Origin of the sequence: Wolbachia endosymbiont (group A) of Therophilus tumidulus, assembly GCF_964277345.1 — a bacterium.
Classification (GTDB): Bacteria; Pseudomonadota; Alphaproteobacteria; order Rickettsiales; family Anaplasmataceae; genus Wolbachia; species Wolbachia pipientis.
In genome coordinates this window covers 684,503-702,530 of the sequence record NZ_OZ195515.1, presented here as the reverse complement: position 1 = coordinate 702,530, position 18,028 = coordinate 684,503, and the positions used below count along the sequence as shown (strand labels likewise).

17 protein-coding genes, 1 other RNA gene and 2 pseudogenes are annotated in these 18,028 nt (G+C 35.5%); 9 read left to right on the top strand and 11 right to left on the bottom strand.

The window, feature by feature from the left end; translation table 11 throughout:
• Positions 1-18 precede the first annotated feature (18 nt).
• Together ACICQD_RS03810 and ACICQD_RS03805 are read right to left on the bottom strand one after the other, a co-directional pair.
• Positions 19-851 (bottom strand): annotated as a pseudogene (locus tag ACICQD_RS03810) (IS5 family transposase).
• 57 nt (positions 852-908) lie between these two features.
• Positions 909-1,802 (bottom strand): annotated as a pseudogene (locus tag ACICQD_RS03805) (terminase); the annotation flags it as partial.
• Between the two features lie 78 nt (positions 1,803-1,880).
• On the opposite strand from ACICQD_RS03805, the gene ACICQD_RS03800 reads away from it, so the two are divergent.
• Positions 1,881-2,707, top strand: a protein-coding gene (locus tag ACICQD_RS03800) for an IS5 family transposase (protein WP_395461446.1) whose coding sequence is annotated in 2 segments (ribosomal slippage) — positions 1,881-2,268 and positions 2,268-2,707 — 828 coding nt in all. Because the reading frame shifts where the segments join, the coding sequence is not laid out codon by codon here.
• Positions 2,708-3,356: 649 nt separating this feature from the next.
• A protein-coding gene (locus ACICQD_RS03795) for an IS5 family transposase (RefSeq protein WP_395461446.1) occupies positions 3,357-4,183 on the top strand; the annotation gives its coding sequence in 2 pieces (ribosomal slippage) (positions 3,357-3,744 and positions 3,744-4,183; 828 coding nt in all).
• 716 nt (positions 4,184-4,899) lie between these two features.
• On the opposite strand, the gene ACICQD_RS03790 is transcribed toward ACICQD_RS03795, so the two are convergent.
• Both ACICQD_RS03790 and ACICQD_RS03785 read right to left on the bottom strand, forming a co-directional pair.
• Positions 4,900-6,474, bottom strand: a complete 1,575-nt coding sequence (locus ACICQD_RS03790; protein ID WP_209472678.1) for a penicillin-binding transpeptidase domain-containing protein — start codon at positions 6,472-6,474, stop codon at positions 4,900-4,902.
• The gene (locus tag ACICQD_RS03785; RefSeq protein ID WP_264706004.1) at positions 6,429-7,268 is read right to left on the bottom strand and encodes a polysaccharide deacetylase family protein; all 840 of its coding nucleotides are present in this window, start codon (positions 7,266-7,268) and stop codon (positions 6,429-6,431) included. Before ACICQD_RS03785 ends, ACICQD_RS03790 begins: the two co-directional genes overlap by 46 nt.
• Positions 7,269-7,390: 122 nt before the next feature.
• Here ACICQD_RS03785 and ACICQD_RS03780 point away from each other — a divergent pair, with 122 nt between their 5' ends.
• The 4 genes from ACICQD_RS03780 (at position 7,391) to ACICQD_RS03765 (ending at position 11,343) form a co-directional block, all read left to right on the top strand.
• Positions 7,391-8,899 carry a YifB family Mg chelatase-like AAA ATPase gene (locus ACICQD_RS03780; protein WP_395461606.1) on the top strand — a complete coding sequence of 503 codons (1,509 nt, stop codon included), beginning with the start codon at positions 7,391-7,393 and terminating at the stop codon, positions 8,897-8,899.
• An 85-nt stretch (positions 8,900-8,984) separates the two neighbouring features.
• A complete protein-coding gene (locus ACICQD_RS03775; RefSeq protein WP_246165607.1) occupies positions 8,985-9,503 on the top strand; it encodes a hypothetical protein in 519 nt (172 codons plus the stop codon).
• Positions 9,504-9,748: 245 nt separating this feature from the next.
• Entirely contained in the window at positions 9,749-10,945 is a 1,197-nt protein-coding gene (gene ftsZ / locus ACICQD_RS03770) for a cell division protein FtsZ (RefSeq protein ID WP_010962790.1), read from the top strand.
• Complete coding sequence (locus ACICQD_RS03765) at positions 10,945-11,343, top strand: EVE domain-containing protein (protein WP_007549395.1); 399 nt, start codon at positions 10,945-10,947, stop codon at positions 11,341-11,343. The genes ftsZ and ACICQD_RS03765 overlap by 1 nt, the downstream gene beginning before the upstream one ends.
• A gap of 33 nt (positions 11,344-11,376) precedes the next feature.
• On the opposite strand, the gene ACICQD_RS03760 is transcribed toward ACICQD_RS03765, so the two are convergent.
• On the bottom strand, positions 11,377-11,556 hold the full coding sequence (locus ACICQD_RS03760) for a hypothetical protein (protein ID WP_022626337.1): 180 nt from the start codon (positions 11,554-11,556) through the stop codon (positions 11,377-11,379).
• A gap of 15 nt (positions 11,557-11,571) precedes the next feature.
• Complete coding sequence (locus tag ACICQD_RS07455) at positions 11,572-11,703, bottom strand: hypothetical protein (RefSeq protein ID WP_255322244.1); 132 nt, start codon at positions 11,701-11,703, stop codon at positions 11,572-11,574.
• A gap of 24 nt (positions 11,704-11,727) precedes the next feature.
• On the opposite strand from ACICQD_RS07455, the gene ybeY reads away from it, so the two are divergent.
• Both ybeY and ACICQD_RS03745 read left to right on the top strand, forming a co-directional pair.
• A complete protein-coding gene (ybeY, locus tag ACICQD_RS03750) occupies positions 11,728-12,180 on the top strand; it encodes an rRNA maturation RNase YbeY (RefSeq protein WP_010082473.1) in 453 nt (150 codons plus the stop codon).
• Positions 12,181-12,266: 86 nt separating this feature from the next.
• Positions 12,267-13,055: a succinate dehydrogenase iron-sulfur subunit gene (locus tag ACICQD_RS03745; RefSeq protein ID WP_010082472.1), complete on the top strand. Its 789-nt coding sequence runs from the start codon at positions 12,267-12,269 to the stop codon at positions 13,053-13,055.
• A 3-nt stretch (positions 13,056-13,058) separates the two neighbouring features.
• Here ACICQD_RS03745 and ACICQD_RS03740 read toward each other — a convergent pair whose 3' ends face one another.
• The 4 genes from ACICQD_RS03740 to ACICQD_RS03725 are packed head-to-tail and all read right to left on the bottom strand — an operon-like array spanning position 13,059 to position 16,492.
• Positions 13,059-14,195: a hypothetical protein gene (locus tag ACICQD_RS03740; protein WP_010962793.1), complete on the bottom strand. Its 1,137-nt coding sequence runs from the start codon at positions 14,193-14,195 to the stop codon at positions 13,059-13,061.
• A 42-nt stretch (positions 14,196-14,237) separates the two neighbouring features.
• Positions 14,238-15,017 carry a GNAT family N-acetyltransferase gene (locus ACICQD_RS03735; protein WP_006280097.1) on the bottom strand — a complete coding sequence of 260 codons (780 nt, stop codon included), beginning with the start codon at positions 15,015-15,017 and terminating at the stop codon, positions 14,238-14,240.
• Entirely contained in the window at positions 15,007-15,489 is a 483-nt protein-coding gene (locus tag ACICQD_RS03730; RefSeq protein WP_006279290.1) for a phosphatidylglycerophosphatase A, read from the bottom strand. Before ACICQD_RS03730 ends, ACICQD_RS03735 begins: the two co-directional genes overlap by 11 nt.
• A gap of 19 nt (positions 15,490-15,508) precedes the next feature.
• Positions 15,509-16,492: an NAD(P)H-dependent glycerol-3-phosphate dehydrogenase gene (locus ACICQD_RS03725; RefSeq protein WP_010962796.1), complete on the bottom strand. Its 984-nt coding sequence runs from the start codon at positions 16,490-16,492 to the stop codon at positions 15,509-15,511.
• A 325-nt stretch (positions 16,493-16,817) separates the two neighbouring features.
• Between ACICQD_RS03725 and ACICQD_RS03720 the strand changes: the two genes are divergently transcribed.
• Positions 16,818-17,588, top strand: coding sequence for a response regulator transcription factor (locus ACICQD_RS03720; RefSeq protein WP_010962797.1), 771 nt, complete (start codon positions 16,818-16,820; stop codon positions 17,586-17,588).
• Positions 17,589-17,639: 51 nt separating this feature from the next.
• On the opposite strand, the gene rnpB is transcribed toward ACICQD_RS03720, so the two are convergent.
• Positions 17,640-17,989, bottom strand: an RNA gene (rnpB, locus tag ACICQD_RS03715) — RNase P RNA component class A.
• Positions 17,990-18,028 lie beyond the last annotated feature (39 nt).

Genomic DNA, 18,028 nt, shown 5'->3' with positions numbered 1-18,028 from the left:
GTCCGGAAACTAGTAAATTCAAGCATATTCCCTCTTTAACATAACCCTACTCATAGCTAGGTATATGAAATTCTCAGTGGATGTTGTGAGTAAATCATACTCCTTCGATAGCCTTCTATTCCTATTAACCCAAGCAAAAGTCCTTTCTACAACCCATCTTCTTGGCTGTACTTTAAACCCTTGTTCTCTTGTTGGTAGTAGCTCAGGTGGCGTATCTTTGTGCACCCAAAATCTACATGGAGGCCTTTTAACAATTTCAATATCTATGTCATATTCTTCCTTTATGTGATTCTTTAAATTTCTTCCTTGGTATCCCATGTCAGCCCACATTTTTTTAACTTTAGTATATTTTGTTCTCATATTGTTTAATGCTATTTTAATACCATCTCTATCATTTTCGTTAGCAGCGCCTACGTAACAACCTAGTATAAAACCCTGAGTGTCTGTAATTATATGCCTTTTTCTACCCTTTACTTTTTTACTTCCATCATAGCCTTTGATCCCCCCTTTTCTGTAGTCTTTACAGATTGACTATCTACTATACAGGCACTCGGCTGCTCATTCCTTCCTATTTTTCTTCTACTATATTTTGTAATTTCATAATTCATTTTCTCAAAAATTCCCTGCTTCTTCCATTGCCTGAACTGCTCATACACAGTCTTCCATAGCGGAAAATCATTTGGTAAATACCGCCATTGACACCCTGTACGCAATACATAGAAAATTGCTTCTAATATTTCTTTTTTGCTATACTTTGGCGGCCTTCCTCCTTTCTTGTATGATACTCTGAAGTGTTTTTCTATTCTTGCCCATTCCCTTTCGCTTAGATCTGTTGGATACTTTTTTCTCATCTTTACCCCGTACTAAAATTTCAGATATTATAGCCTTTTACTTGTTTCCGGACAACCTCTCAACCACTCTGGTTTAATTATACCACTTGAAAGCGGCAGAGGGTTTTGTTGATATTGAGCAGCAAAAGCGTAACTCCCAAGTTCAGCTTTTATTATCTCAACTTCTTCTTTTCCTCCATCGAGGGGATATAACAACTGACCTTCTTCTCTTGAATATAATATCCTTACAGGTGACGCTGGTTTATTATATAATCGCCTGGTCGCACAGTGCTGAGCTACTCGGATGATAGGAACAGGAGGTATTGGCTTTTTGATTGAATAAATAACCTGCTTATTTTCAGAAATCATTGGCAAACAAATATGATGCCATATGTTTTTTGGCTTGGAGAGAAGGTGTCCAGTTAAGTCCTCCTGGTGTAGCCTGTGCATTACAAGAACGATGACTCCTTTTTTTCTATCGTTCAGCCTGGTTACTAAAGTCTGATCAAACCAGTTTGTGGCACGCTTTCTAAGCGTTTCACTCAAAGCTTGAGCAGAACTGAGCGGATCGTCCACAATGATAAAATCACCACCTTCACCAGTTAGTGTTCCTCCAACTGATGTTGCGATTCTGTATCCTCTCTGCACTGTTTGAAATTTATATTTGGTATTCTGGTCTTTGGATAGTTCTATCTCTGGAAATAGCGCTCTATACCAACTAGACTGCATCACGCACCTGGTGTCGAGCGAGTGCTTTTCGCTGAGCCGCTGAGAATAACTTGCAACTATTATTCTCGCAGTTGGTTGGTTTCCCAGTATCCATGCGGGCCACGCAACACTAGCGCACATGGACTTCATCGAACGCGGAGGCATATTGAATATTATTCGTTTCACTTCACCAGCGCTCGCTGCTTCCAGCCTGTCTGCTATGACTTTTATATACTGATAATCGTTATACTCACACCCCGGCACTACCGTTTGAAAGCATAACTAGACTTCTTTCGAAACTAGGATAAAGCAGTAAAAATAGTAATTTTGAGGTAAGGAGAAATGAAGTATGAAATAGTGAAAGAGCTCGATAAAGGGGAGTTTCGTCGACTAACAGGAGTAAAGAGATCAACATTTAACAAAATGGTAGGGATTTTATGTGAAGAAAATAAAAAAAAGAAAGCCAAAGGAGGAAGGAAAAATAAGCTAAACGAGGAGAATATGCTGCTCATGGTATTAGAATACTTACGAGAATACCGTACATATTTTCACATAAGTCAAAGTTATGGAGTAAGTGAAAGTACGGCATATAAAACTGTAAAATGGGTAGAGGATACTCTAATACAACACCAAGATTTCGCATTGCCAGGACGAAAAGAACTCCTAAAAAGCGACGTGAAATATGAGATTTTGGTGATTGATGCAACGGAAACACCTGTAGAGAGACCAAAAAAAAGCAGAAAAGATTTTATTCAGGAAAGAAGAAAAAACATACGCTAAAAACACAAATAATTGCAGAAAAGAAGAGCAAGAAAATTATTTGTACGTCATTTTCAAACGGGAGAAAGCATGACTTTCGGCTTTTCAAGGAGTCAAAAGTGCATGTATCAGAAGGTATAAAAGTTTTAGCCGATGCTGGCTATAGAGGTTTTCAGAAAATTCACAAAAATGTCGAGTTGCCACACAGAAGGATGAAAAAGAGTCCCTTAATTAAGGAAAAAAAGGTAGAAAATCGGGAGCTAGCAAGCAAAAGAGTAGTAGTTGAGAATGTAATTGGTCTGTTAAAAAGATTCAAAATTATTGCAGACAGATACCGCAATCGGAGAAAACGTTTTGGCTTGAGATTCAATTTAATAGCAGGAATTCACAATTTTGAGCTGTCTATATGAGTTTCGAAAGAGGTCTACTCAATGAATTTTAGAAAGTTCATGATATAATGTTGAAACCAACGCGTGACGCTGGGATGACAAAAAAAGGAGCACTGGAATGACACCCTACTTAACCGTCATACCGCGATTCATTCGCGGTATCTCTTAACATAGATCCCGCTAACACGTAGCGGGATACTTAACCATCATTACACCGTCATACCGCGATTCATTCGCGGTATCTCTTAACATAGATCCCCCTACTATACCTTAACATAGATCCCGCTAACAAGCAGCGGGATGACGAATTACTTAACCATCATTACACCGTCATACCGCGATTCATTCGCGGTATCTCTTAACATAGATCCCCTACTATACCTTAACATAGATCCCGCTAACAAGCAGCGGGATGACGAATTATTTAACCATCATTACACCGTCATACCGCGATTCATTCGCGGTATCTCTTAACATAGATCCCGCTAACACGTAGCGGGATGACGAATTACTTAACCATCATTACACCGTCATACCGCGATTCATTCGCGGTATCTCTTAACATAGATCCCGCTAACACGTAGCGGGATGACGAATTACTTAACCATCATTAGACTTCTTTCGAAACTAGGATAAAGCAGTAAAAATAGTAATTTTGAGGTAAGGAGAAATGAAGTATGAAATAGTGAAAGAGCTCGATAAAGGGGAGTTTCGTCGACTAACAGGAGTAAAGAGATCAACATTTAACAAAATGGTAGGGATTTTATGTGAAGAAAATAAAAAAAAGAAAGCCAAAGGAGGAAGGAAAAATAAGCTAAACGAGGAGAATATGCTGCTCATGGTATTAGAATACTTACGAGAATACCGTACATATTTTCACATAAGTCAAAGTTATGGAGTAAGTGAAAGTACGGCATATAAAACTGTAAAATGGGTAGAGGATACTCTAATACAACACCAAGATTTCGCATTGCCAGGACGAAAAGAACTCCTAAAAAGCGACGTGAAATATGAGATTTTGGTGATTGATGCAACGGAAACACCTGTAGAGAGACCAAAAAAAAGCAGAAAAGATTTTATTCAGGAAAGAAGAAAAAACATACGCTAAAAACACAAATAATTGCAGAAAAGAAGAGCAAGAAAATTATTTGTACGTCATTTTCAAACGGGAGAAAGCATGACTTTCGGCTTTTCAAGGAGTCAAAAGTGCATGTATCAGAAGGTATAAAAGTTTTAGCCGATGCTGGCTATAGAGGTTTTCAGAAAATTCACAAAAATGTCGAGTTGCCACACAGAAGGATGAAAAAGAGTCCCTTAATTAAGGAAAAAAAGGTAGAAAATCGGGAGCTAGCAAGCAAAAGAGTAGTAGTTGAGAATGTAATTGGTCTGTTAAAAAGATTCAAAATTATTGCAGACAGATACCGCAATCGGAGAAAACGTTTTGGCTTGAGATTCAATTTAATAGCAGGAATTCACAATTTTGAGCTGTCTATATGAGTTTCGAAAGAGGTCTATTACACCGTCATACCGCGATTCATTCGCGGTATCTCTTAACATAGATCCCCCTACTATACCTTAACATAGATCCCGCTAACAAGCAGCGGGATGACGAATTACTTAACCATCATCTACACCGTCATACCGCGATTCATTCGCGGTATCTCAAAGCATAGATCCCGCTAACACGTAGCGGGATGACGGTTGTTGTTTAGCTATAAATATTAAGAAATTTACCAAATGAAAAAAAAGGCAAAAGAAGCCCTGGGGTTATTATCTGCTTTAAAATATTGGCGTTTTTTATGTTTTAAACGTTTGACAAGCAAGATTTAGCTGCTTTTAATTGCAACTAACTTACGCTGCAAATGTTTAAGAAATTTACTAAGCAGAAAAAAAGACAAAGAATCCCCGAGTTAGCTAGTCTTTTACTATCTCTGTCGAGTATTGGCATTTTTTGATGTCTTGTAACGCTTTATAAGCGCGTTCAGCTTATTTAGATAAAAATCTAGATGTAGATGAAGTTTTGTAAAGACATACAGTATCTATATACTGCAAAAAATTGAACATAAGACGCCGATACATTAAGTAATCCTTACCTTTTAATCTGCAGATTGGCGAAAGCAAATACAATAGCTTCACTATCATGATAAGGGCGCTGGCGAAGGGTGTCAAGTAAGTTTTTTCGTTTCTATTCCCAATAAAAGTTTGTTATATGGTTATGCAAGAAGTTTAATACTCATAGTTTCAAGCATATACTGAAATATCTCATTAGCAATTGCAACATCTTGGCGTGGGGCTTTGCCGTGTTCTATAAACACAGAGATTGCATAGCGCGGGTTATGGTAAGGGCCATAAGCGATAAATAACTTATGACTTTCACCCTTAGAGTTTATCTCTGGTGTACCGGTTTTGCCAGCAATTTGTATACCGCTTAGCCCTTTCTTATAGGTTCCAGTTTTAGAATTCACCACATCAAACATAGCTTTTCGAACTATGCTAAGATGCTCACAATCCACATCAATATCGGGAAAATCTTGTATCGTTTCATTCATCTTAATGCGGGGAATTACCTCTTTTCCTGTTGCAATCCTCGCTGCAAGAACTGCAAGCTGTAGTGGTGTTGTAAGCATATACCCTTGTCCTATAACTAAGTTGATAGTGTCACCTAAATACCACTGCGAATATAGCTTTCGTGTACGCCAATCTCTATCTGGCAACAACCCTGGAGCTTCTTCTTTAAACGTTCCAATCAGTGGCCCACTTCCAATACCAAATTTTCTGGCCATTTCTACTAGAGAGTCTACACTTATTTTTTTCCCTATATTATAAAAGTAAGTGTTGCATGATAATGCCATTGCCTCATTTAAAGATACATACCCATGGACTTTGCTTTTCAGACAACGAAATTTCCGCTCACCTATTTTCATATAGCCCTTGCACGAGAATTTCTCTTCTGGTGTTATTATCCCGTCTTTTAGACCCGCAAGCGCAACTATTACTTTAAATATTGAACCAGGTGGAATTTGATATGATAACGCACGATTCACGAGCGGCAATGAAGGAGCATTCAAGCTCTCCCAAGTCTCATTTGATAGCCTGCTAGCAAAAAGATTATTATCGTAAGAAGGTGAATTATATAATGCTAAAATTTCTCCATTATTTACATCAATTACCACTGCGGAGCCTTGGTGATCTTTAAATACCTCTGCGGTTTTCTCTTGCAGATTAATATCAATTGTCAGTTGTACATCTTGTCCGTCTTGTTGTGGTATGCTTGATAATTCTTTTATGACGCGTTTTTTAGAATTTATTTCCTGCTCAGATTTTCCTGACTTGCCTTTCAATATATGATCATATGTATATTCAATACCGCTGATTCCTACTTCGCTTATGCCTTGCTGTCTTTTTGTATATCCGATTACATGAGAACACATTGAACCAAACGGGTAATAACGTTTATAAAGAGCAGTTATTTTTTCTGACGATTTTGCTATTTTAGACTCGACTTCTGATAATGTCTGCAAATCAACTTCCTTACCAGAACCATCAAACAAAACAACATACGAAATTTTGTTCATCGCAAGTTCAATGCTATTCCTATCTAAAATTTTGCCCCGCTTAGGCATAATAGTAGCAACTCTTATTCTATTACTATTAGATAGTGCTTCGTACTTTTGTCTGTTTCGTATTTGTAAATTATATAACCTGCAACTAAAAACCGCAGAAATGGTAAGCTGAATACCACCTAATATGAATGCTCTGCGGTTAAAGACTTTGTTTTTTGTCCACATAACATTCCTTCAAAACGCACTTTTTTCCCCTCTTTTATTGTTACACTTCTGGCTTTTACCGTATTACAAACCCTTTTTTCCCACTCACTTAAGGTCACAAACTTATAACCTGATTTTTTTAGTATTTTAATAATATGAGGTAAAGCTTCAATTGTGTTTGACCTGTTATTGTGATCATGAAACAGTATAACTGCTCCATTATGTACATTACTTAAAACTCTTTCAACTAAAGTTTCTGGCTTATCACCTTGCCAATCTAGCGAATCAACTGTCCATAATATTGAATACATATTTAATTGATCAGTATTTTCAATCAGATTATCGTCATAACATCCATATGGCGGACGAAACCATTTTACATCTTGTTTTATTGCATTTTTAATTGCTGTATTTGTCTTTTCCAATTCTTGCAATTGTTCCTCACTTGAAAGTGATGTCAACTTCCTATGCGACCAAGAGTGATTGCCTAACTCATGACCTGATTCATGAATTTTCTTTACTATTTCAGACGTTTTTTCATTTATACGTTCACCAAGCACAAAAAATGTTGCTTTTGCTTCATAGCTTTCCAGAACATTAATAATATCGTTTACTCTATTGTTAGACGGTCCATCATCAAACGTAAGCGCAACAAACTTATCGTCGTTATTCAATAATTTTTTTATATTACTTAAATTTCTATATGATAGATCTAGATTACAACTGAGCCCACAGTATGGTAAATTAAAATTACAATCACTACAAAAAGCCGTACTTGAATATAGTAAGAAAAAAGTGATTATCCTTATAAACATTTGTAATCAGCAAAGTGATAGAATACTACACTTTTTTGCTAAGTTAAGCCATCTTTAATTGCTGTAGCCTTTACTTCATCGCTTCTTTAATATATTGTATTAACAATTTTATATAATATATTATGATTGCAAATATAAATACCATTGCGCTTCAGGGAATTAGCACAGTAAATGTCAATGCACAAATTCATATGGCAAATGGTATTCCAGCTTTTAATATTGTTGGCTTGCCGGATAAAACTGTTGCAGAATCCAGAGAGCGCATCAGAGCAGCGTTAAATTCAATCAATCTACTACTACCTCCAAAAAGAATTACAGTTAATCTCTCCCCTGCGGATTTGCTGAAAGAAGGCAGTCATTATGACTTGGCTATTGCTATTGGACTACTTGTTGTAATGAATGTGATACCAGTTGAAAAAGTTCAGTCTTATATAATCATGGGTGAACTGGCTCTTGATAGCAGAGTTATTCCAGTTTCAGGTGTGCTGCCAACAGCAATTAATGCAAAAAAGGACAATAAAGGAGTAATTTGCCCGAGAGGAAATGGTGTAGAAGCTGTATGGGTGAAGAATGTTTCAATTCTGGCTATAGAGAAATTAACTGATATTATCAGACACTTTAAGGGTGAGCAATTAATTCAGCCAGTAATTTTTAATTATAGTGATGCACCCAAAGAAAAAAGATTGGTTCCCGATATGAAGGATATCAAAGGCCAAGTTGTTGCAAAAAGAGCAGCTGAAATTGCAGCAGCAGGTGGGCATAATATGCTTCTTGTTGGCCCTCCTGGTACTGGAAAATCAATGCTTGCTAAACGCTTTATAGGGTTGCTGCCTGATTTAACCGAACAGGAGATGATTGATGTTAATATTATTTCCAGCATAACAAAAACTGGTAATGAAATATTCAAAGTAACTCGTCCCTTTCGTGAACCTCATCATTCATGCTCTATGCCAGCGATGATAGGGGGAGGAAAGAATGCAAAACCTGGAGAAATTACCATGGCTCACAATGGCGTGTTATTTCTTGATGAGCTACCTGAATTTCCAAGACTTGTGCTTGATTCTCTGCGCCAACCACTTGAAGATAGAAAAGTTACCGTTGCAAGGGCAAATGCTCACATAACCTACCCTGCCAATTTTCAACTGATAGCTGCAATGAACCCTTGCAGGTGCGGTTATTTAGGTGATGCAAGCAGATCGTGCAACAAAGCTCCAAAGTGTGGCACAGATTACAAAAACAAAATATCAGGCCCATTGCTTGATAGAATAGACATATGCATTGAAATGCCAAACGTTAGCATACTCTCTCCTGAAATCTCTGTGGAGGGAGAAAGTACTAAAATTATAAGAGAAAGAGTGATAGCAGCAAGAAAAGTTCAAACTGAGCGCTATAGTGAATTAAATATTCGTTGCAATTCAGAAGTAAGCGGTGAAGCATTTAATAAATTTACTGAACCAGATCAGGCAGGGTTAGAATTGCTAAAATACGTACTGAAAGAAAATTACATTTCCAATCGAGGCTACACACGCGTATTAAAAGTTGCAAGAACTATTGCAGATCTTGCAAAAAGTGAAGAAGTAAAAAGAGCACACATTGCTGAAGCGCTGAATTACAGAATCAGATTATACTAATAAATTAAATTACTTGACAGGCAGCTTTTTTTTACTATATATTATTCTTAATGAAATTTTAATATTCTATTTAAGGAGTAGAGTTATGGCAAGAATTGAAGTAATAAAACAGAAATATAGTCAAGAGGGCCTTTGGTCAGCAACTAAAGAAGTTCCTGTGCAAGGTTGGAATCTTGTAAAAGAAAATCCATACAAAACGGCCGCGACTTTTGTAGCAATTGCAGCAGCAATTTCGCTTACAGCTGCTTATTTTTTGAGCCCAGCTTATGCGGCTTTCGTTGGTACAGTTGGAACAAAAGCTGCAACACTCGTTAGTCCTGCTATTACTGCAATGTCTACATTTGCAGTTGCTCATCCGCTAGTTGCTAGTTTGATAGTTGTTGCTGCGGTGGCGGCTTTAATAGCTGCACCTGTGTATGCATATAAGAATAGTAGTAAGGCAAATCAAATTGATGCAGTGAAAGAAGAGATTCTTAAGGTCTGTGAAAAAGATGGTGATAAGCCTAAAATTGATAATGATAAGCTAAAATTTATTGTTAGTGATGTATCAACATCCTTGAATGATGTTGCGGTAGCAGTTGGATTGGTACCAGCAAAAGCATAATAAAGTAGCTTAAACAGAATAAAAAGGGATAGTCTCTGTCCCTTTTTATAAACATTTTCTATTTTTTTGCATCAGTAGAATGATACCTTCTAAAAATATAAAGTTATTATCTGTTATTTTAAATGTTATTAAGAATAAGTAAATCCCGTTTACTGTTTACGCCTATAGAAGTGAAAAGTATTTGCATATTATTAAAAAAGCAGTAACTTATTATCAAGTGAATTCGCTAAATTTGAGTAATTTAAATGTCTATTGATCTTAGTCTGCCGGAGTTACCTATATTACACCCAAGGATTACCGTTGTGGGAGTGGGTGGTGCTGGTGGAAATGCTGTGAATAACATGATCCAATCTAATTTGCAAGGAGTGAATTTTGTTGTCGCAAATACCGACGCTCAAGCACTAGAAAAGTCGTTATGTGATAAAAAAATTCAGCTTGGCATTAATTTAACTAAGGGTCTTGGTGCTGGTGCTTTGCCTGATGTTGGCAAAGGTGCAGCAGAAGAATCAATTGATGAGATTATGGAGCATATAAAAGATAGTCATATGCTTTTCATCACAGCAGGAATGGGCGGTGGTACTGGAACCGGTGCTGCACCGGTAATTGCAAAAGCAGCCAGAGAAGCAAGAGCCGCAGTTAAGGATAGAGCGCCAAAAGAAAAAAAGATATTGACTGTTGGAGTTGTAACTAAACCGTTCGGTTTTGAAGGTGTGCGCCGTATGCGCATTGCAGAGCTTGGACTTGAAGAACTGCAAAAATACGTGGATACACTTATTGTCATTCCAAATCAGAATTTATTTAGAATTGCAAATGAAAAAACTACATTTTCTGATGCATTTAAACTTGCTGACAATGTTCTGCATATTGGCATCAGAGGAGTAACTGACTTGATGGTCATGCCAGGGCTTATTAATCTTGACTTCGCTGATATAGAAACAGTAATGAGCGAGATGGGCAAAGCGATGATTGGCACCGGAGAGGCAGAAGGAGAAGATAGAGCAATTAGTGCTGCAGAAGCTGCAATATCCAATCCATTGCTTGACAATGTATCAATGAAAGGTGCGCAAGGAATATTAATTAACATTACTGGTGGCGGAGATATGACTCTGTTTGAAGTTGATGCTGCAGCCAATAGAGTGCGTGAAGAAGTAGATGAAAATGCAAATATAATATTTGGTGCTACTTTTGATCAAGCGATGGAGGGAAGAGTTAGAGTTTCTGTTCTTGCAACTGGCATTGATGGTCGCAATAATAAATCAGAAACTTCACCTATAAGTCAGAGCGAAGACTCAGAGAAAGAGAAATTTAAGTGGCCATATAGTCAAAGTGAAAGTACACAAGACAAAACACTGGAAACAAAACCAGCTGAACAGGTAAGCGAAGGAGCTAAGTGGGGCAGCAATATCTATGATATACCAGCTTACTTAAGAAGAAAAAAATAATGCAATTTTGGCTACTTAAGTCAGAGCCAAGTGAATACTCATGGCAAAAAATGGAAAAGGAGCAGGTAGTTGAGTGGGATGGTGTGCGCAATTATCAAGCTCAAAATTACATGAAAATTATGAAAGCAAGCGATCTTGCGTTTTTTTATCATACAGGTAAAGAGAAAGCAATACTTGGAATCGTTGAAGTATTTAAAGAGTATTATCATGTTAATGATCCCAAGTTCGGATTAGTGAATGTAAAGTTTTTGAAACCTTTAAATAACCAAGTAACGTTAAATAATATAAAACAAAACCCACTTTTGAAAAATATGACTATATTAAAACAACCACGTTTATCAATTGCCCCAGTTTCGGAAATTGAATGGAATGAAATAATAAGGATGAGTGATGTGTAATACCTGTCATTTCAGTTCCTAAATGATGTCATCTCAGCACACAACGCACAGCTGTATGAATATTTGTCTCGAAGGCAGTGCATTAAACGTTATAGCCGATTTTGCATCAAACACAAAGGTGTCATTCCAGTGCTTGACACTGGAATCCAGCCTTAATGCAACCACATTAAAGCCGTTGTGTTTTAATATAAGATTAGCTACTTTTATATTCACTAACTTGATGTCTAATCAAAATTCCTGGATCCCAGTGCCTAGACACTGGGATGACATCCTTCTAGTGTACAATATTCGTACAGTTGTGTACATGACACAAGGGTCTATAACTCTTCTTTTTTGGATTCCAGTGTCAGCTATTTGCATGACACCCTTACTGATGTGTCACTCATGTTAGAAGTAAATATTCTTGACAAGAAATGGTGCAGCATTATAGAAAATCCTAAAAATTTTGTATTAGGTGTCATCAATGCTTCTCTAAAAGAATTAAAAATAGACCACTATAAACCAAATATATCAATAGCTCTGGCTGATGATGACTTGCTACATCAACTTAATTTAAAATTTAGAGAAATGGATAAGCCAACTAACGTACTATCATTTCCGTATGAACAATTGTCTAATGAGTGCGATTTAGGAGACATAGCAATTTCAATAGACACAATAAAAAGAGAATCGCATGAGTATTATATACCCATTCTTGCTCACATTGCACACATGTTAGTGCATGGATTACTGCATTTACTTGGTTATGATCACCAAAAAAAAGATGAAGAAATTATAATGAAAAATCTAGAAAGAGAGATTTTAGCTTCGCTTGGCTACAATATGTGTGCGATTTAAAAGGAATTTAATAAAAATATAGTAGATGATAATAAAATATGTTATCTACAAAGGGTTTTAGCTATAAACAATAAAAGGTAAGTGATATGGTTCAGTTTTCTTTGCCAAAGAATTCTAAAATTAATCAAAAGGGCAAAATTTATCCTATTCCTGCTAGAGCAAAAAACATCAGAAGATTTCAAATTTACCGTTGGTCTGCTGATGACGAGAAAAACCCTAGAATAGACACATTTTTTATTGATATGGATAGTTGTGGCCCTATGGTACTTGATGCATTAATAAAAATAAAGGATGAAATAGATTCGACTTTAACTTTCAGACGTTCTTGTAGAGAAGGCATATGTGGATCTTGTGCCATGAATATTGACGGAACCAATACTCTTGCATGTACTAGATCTATACATGATATAAAAGGTGACGTAAAAATATATCCATTACCTCACATGTATGTAATAAAGGACCTAGTCTCGGATTTGAGCCAATTTTATGAGCAATACAAATCAATTAAACCTTGGTTACAAGCAGATAAGCCTGCCCTACCAAATAAAGAATACTCTCAATCTTCTGAAGATAGAAAAAAATTAGATGGCTTGTCCGACTGTATATTATGTGCTTGCTGTTCGACTGGTTGCCCAAGCTACTGGTGGAATAGTGATAAATTTTTAGGACCAGCAATACTATTACAAGCTTACAGATGGATTGCTGACAGCCGTGATAATAAGACAGGTGAAAGACTTGATGTTTTAAACGACCCATTCAAGTTGTATCGTTGTCATACAATAATGAATTGCACAAAAACTTGTCCTAAAGGACTTAATCCAGCAAGAGCAATAGCGAAAGTAAAACAGCTCATGGTAGAGAGAGAAGGAGTTTAAGTATTATCTTTTGCATTCTTCGTAAGAGAACAGCAAACCTTCCGAAGCGTAGGGTATTGTTAATACCCTGAACGCTTTTCCGTTTGTGAAGTGCATCGTATCATCGTACGATTCAAATAATTTTTTGAACAACTCATGTCTTTGGTTACTAATAGTTTGAAAATCCTCTTTTTCTAAAAGCTTTTTAGATTCGAAGAGGTAAAGCATAACTTCGTGATAAGTTGGGTAAGATGCCAAAAATTTTGGGTCAAATTGAAAGGTTTTTATAAAAGCATTATTATAAAATTTTAGCTTTTGATTCTTACTATATATTACTATAGCAACCGGTAACCTCTCAAGCAAATTTTTCTGTGTAGCTAAATAACTGTTTAATTCAGTATATAATTTCTCTGCATCACTAACATCTTTCCCATACATTACTATGCTACCAGAACCTTGTATTGGAATTTTAACAAAATCGAAAACCTTAGGTTCGTTCTTATAAGTTATGACATGTCTTCCTGGTTTTGTGCTATGAGCGCTACCGGTAATAGCAAATTTCTTAGAACCATCTACATATTTATCATAAAACAAGTTATAAAATTCCACCTTTCTACTCTTGTTATATCTTAGTATTGGAAATGGTAAAGAGTTGAAAACGTTTTTATAGCTCTCCACTTCCTGTGTAAGCTTACTATTTTCTAACTCAAGTCCGTTAGCCTTTATCTTACAGTCTGAGACATTCCTTATCCATAACAGCACACCTATCACATTGTTAGAATCATCTATTATGCTTCTACCGTAACATATGCAATAAACCTCACTGTCTTTTGACTTTAAATCTAGAGTAAAAGATTTATTTATTTCCTTTGCCTCAACAAAATTTTTGATTAAGCTTTCTGATTGCTCAAAAAAATTCACAAACTCATTAAATGAGTAAAAAACAGTATTAAGCAAAATTAGTAAATTGGGAGAGAACTTTTCTATACGTTTTTTTGCATCCCAAATATAAAACCCATCATTCACAGTATCAATTAAATTATTTATGATAACATTTTGATGCTGTAAGTTCTTAATCTTATTACTAATTTTTAATTTAGAATAAGAGAGAAAGAATAATATTAGAATCAATATTAAAACCACTTCATACAAAAAAAACATAGCACTTTTAAAACAAATGTAAAAATTTGTAACCGCTCAGAATTATGCTGAAGAGGTATATAAGTAAAGATTGCCTAACATTTGAAAGCCCAATCTCTTATAAAGGTTCACAGAAGATTTCATACAATGTGCTACTATATATTTGCATTCAAGCTGTTTAGCTATCTTTATTCTTTCTAAAACCATTTGGGTACCTATTCCACGATTCCTGTAAATTGGTAAAACTCCATCACTATAAAAACCAGCTACGCTATCTTGAACATAAAGACCGCATGTCCCAATAATTTCATTATTTAGTGTTACAAGAAAAAATCTTAATCTTGAGTTCTTATCATCATAATTTGATAATCCGCGAAAAAATGTGCTGACAATTCCAACGCCATGATAAAAAATTTTAGAAGTGTGTAGATCTAACTGTTCTAAGAGGTTGCTACCATTCACAGCATTTAACCTCAAGTTTGGAATAACATCAGCAGGTAAAAAGTAATTTTTCATATTAAGTAAAGCTTTTTTTGGTGTGCTAACGTGTTTTATTTCACACTTTTCTAAAATATCTCTTATTTTCATATGTGAATTTATTACCCATGTTGCTTCTATATCTCTTGTTCTGAGATAATCTAGAGTTTTTTGTATAGAAAGCTCGGTACATTGATCTCCACAGAACACAAAATTAAATAATGACTCCCTGGTACCATTTATTGTAAATATGATGTTATCAAATTCATCGTGTACTTCCCACTCAGATAAATTCGCTGTGTACAGTATATAATCCTTTAGATTTTGAACAATTAAGCTTGAATAATAAATTTTTTTATCCTGCATACACCAACAATAAACAATAAAAGGCTCCTATAAGAACACAGGCTAAAATTGCAGCTATAACGTCATCTAGCATAATACCTAAAGGACCTTTGGTATTTTTATCGATTAAATTTATAGGCCACGTTTTTATTATATCAAAAAACCTAAAAGAAAAAAAGCACAACAACAATGAAGAACAATTCATCTCTTGGCTTAACAATATCGAAACTAAAAGTATCGTCAGCAATTGACCAACCACTTCGTCAATTACTACCTCTTTTGGATCACATGAAGTCTTGTAATGTTTTATATAATTACCTGTAGACCATAATCCAATTAAGAATAAAAAAGAAATAATTGCTGCACCTAAAATTTTGTTGCTCAGGATTACAGGAACAAGCGGAAAAGAAGCCAAACTACCCACAGTACCTGGCATTTTTTTTACTGTTCCAGACAGCCACCACGTTGATATTAATTTATATAAAAATTTCACAATATATCCAAATACAAAATTAACTTATAAGAACAGAAAGAGTATCCTCTATAGAGGCGCTTTCATACAATAATCTATAGACCGCTTCACATATAGGCATTTTTATCTTTAGCTTTCCTGCTAAATTAAATATGGACTCAGCAGTGCTAAAACCTTCAATCACTGACTTGCCTTCTGACAAAATCTGCTGAACATTAAAGCCATTGTCACTATTACCTATTTTAAACCCAAAAGATAAGTTTCTTGAATTCAAGGATGTGCATGTCATAATTAGGTCACCCAGACATGCTGGCCCAAGTAGTGTATTTATATCCACACTACCGTCACCAATTTTTGCTGAGTATAAAGCCTTAATTTCGCTCATACTTTTCGTAATCAATGCTGCATGAGCATTAAACCCAAGTTTACTACCTAGAACAATCCCACACGCTATAGCAAAAACGTTCTTTAACGCTGCACAAATCTGTACTCCTATAATGTCGTTACTAAACTCCAATTTAACATTTTCTTGTTGCAGCTCTGATACTAGCTTTGAACCTAATGTGTTATTTTGGCATGCAAGAACCATTGAATAGGGTAATTTTCTTGCAACTTCTACAGCAAAGCTAGGACCTGAAAAAATAGCAATAGGATTGTTAGGTAAAATTTCATTTACTATTTCACTAGGTAATTTTAATGTAGACTTTTCTATTCCCTTACAAGCTAAAATTATTGCTACATCTTTTTTCAGATTACAATTATGCAATTGCTGACATACCTTCCTCAGAGACTGAGTGGGAACAGCGAGGATTGTTACTGAAGCATTAATTATGTCTTCAATAGCCAATTTTACTGACACATTATCAGAAATTCGACAACCGGGTAGCTTGTCACTTTCTCTTTTCCCGTTGATTGATTCAAATGTAGTTTCATTGTGAGTCCACAAAATCACATCTTTCTTACTACCTAATGAAATTGCGATTGCTGTACCCCATGCACCAGCACCTAAAATTGATATTGCCACACAATATTCCTGAAAATATTACTTATACTTTAAAATAGTAGGATAAGTAAATTAAAAATATAACACAGACATATAGAATAGTTAAATATTTATTAACCGAAGTATTCTTTTAATAATAGTAACTTTAATTCAATATTTACTAAAAATATTATTACTATCATGGTATGTCTATTATATTTTAGATCTATTTATATAACTTTGGAACAATATATTTACTATTAATTAATAAGTGTAATTTTGATCATTTGTTAATAAAAATTTGATTTATTACTTTCCTTAGTTATATATATTACTAAAATTATAAATTATTTATGGGGTGTAAAATATGCGTATATTATTAATTGAAGATGATCAAGTAAGTGCAAAGACTGTAGTTAACGCCTTAACTTCTGATGGACACTTCTGTGACGTTGTTACTTCTGCACAAGATTATAACAATAATATGGTTTCCTCAAACGGAGATTACTATGACCTAGTTATTTTAGATATACACTTACCTGGTGATATTGACGGATATGATATATTGTTAAGACTAAGAAGTGCAAAAATCAAAGTTCCTGTCTTAATACTTTCATGCATATCCGCTGTCAATCACAAAGCTAAAGGACTCGGGTATGGTGCCGATGATTACTTAACCAAGCCATTTCATAAAAGCGAGTTATTAGCTCGAATTAAGGCCATAGTGCGTCGTACTAAAGGCCATCCTGAATCGGTGATAAAGATTGGTAATATAAATATCAATTTTGATCACAGGGTTGTTGAGGTAAAAGGTAAAACGGTTCACCTTACTAATAAAGAGTATTCTATGATAGAATTGCTAGCACTGCGTAAAGGAACAGTACTAACAAAAGAAATGTTCTTAAATCATCTTTACAATGGCTTGGATGAACCTTCAGATAACAAGATAGTTGATGTTTTTATGTGCAAATTACGTAAGAAACTTGAAAGTGCAAATGATGGAAAAAGCCACATAGAAACCGTTTGGGGCAGAGGGTATGTTCTGAAAGAGTATATTGATGATGATGAATATTCTAATGTTAATGTAGGCGAAAGTAGTGATGGCTATCAAGCAGAACAAGTGAAGGACAACGCATGAAATGCCTACACATTTAAATATAGCATGGCTTATATCGCACGTATCATGTGAACGCCTAGGTGAAATATAAGCCGAGTTCTGTTTATGTAGCTATTTATCTGGAGTAAATGTTACCATTTACCGCATGCGATTTACCCGAGTAGATATGAGGAAAACATAAAATCTACTTCTATTTAATCTTGCTCCTAGTGTTGGTTACTCGACTACCAATGTTGCCATTGCCATGGTGTGCTCTTACCACACCTTTTCACCCTTACCTAAAAATATTTTAGGCGGTAATTTTCTGTAGCCCTATAACTGGAGTTACCTCCGGCGGGCATTACCCGTCACTATTTTTCCTTGGAGCCCGGACTTTCCTCTGCTATGTTTATCACACAACAGCAGCTACTTATTTCACCTAGGAATTATACTTTAACATGAAAATCACAAAAGCAAAAGAC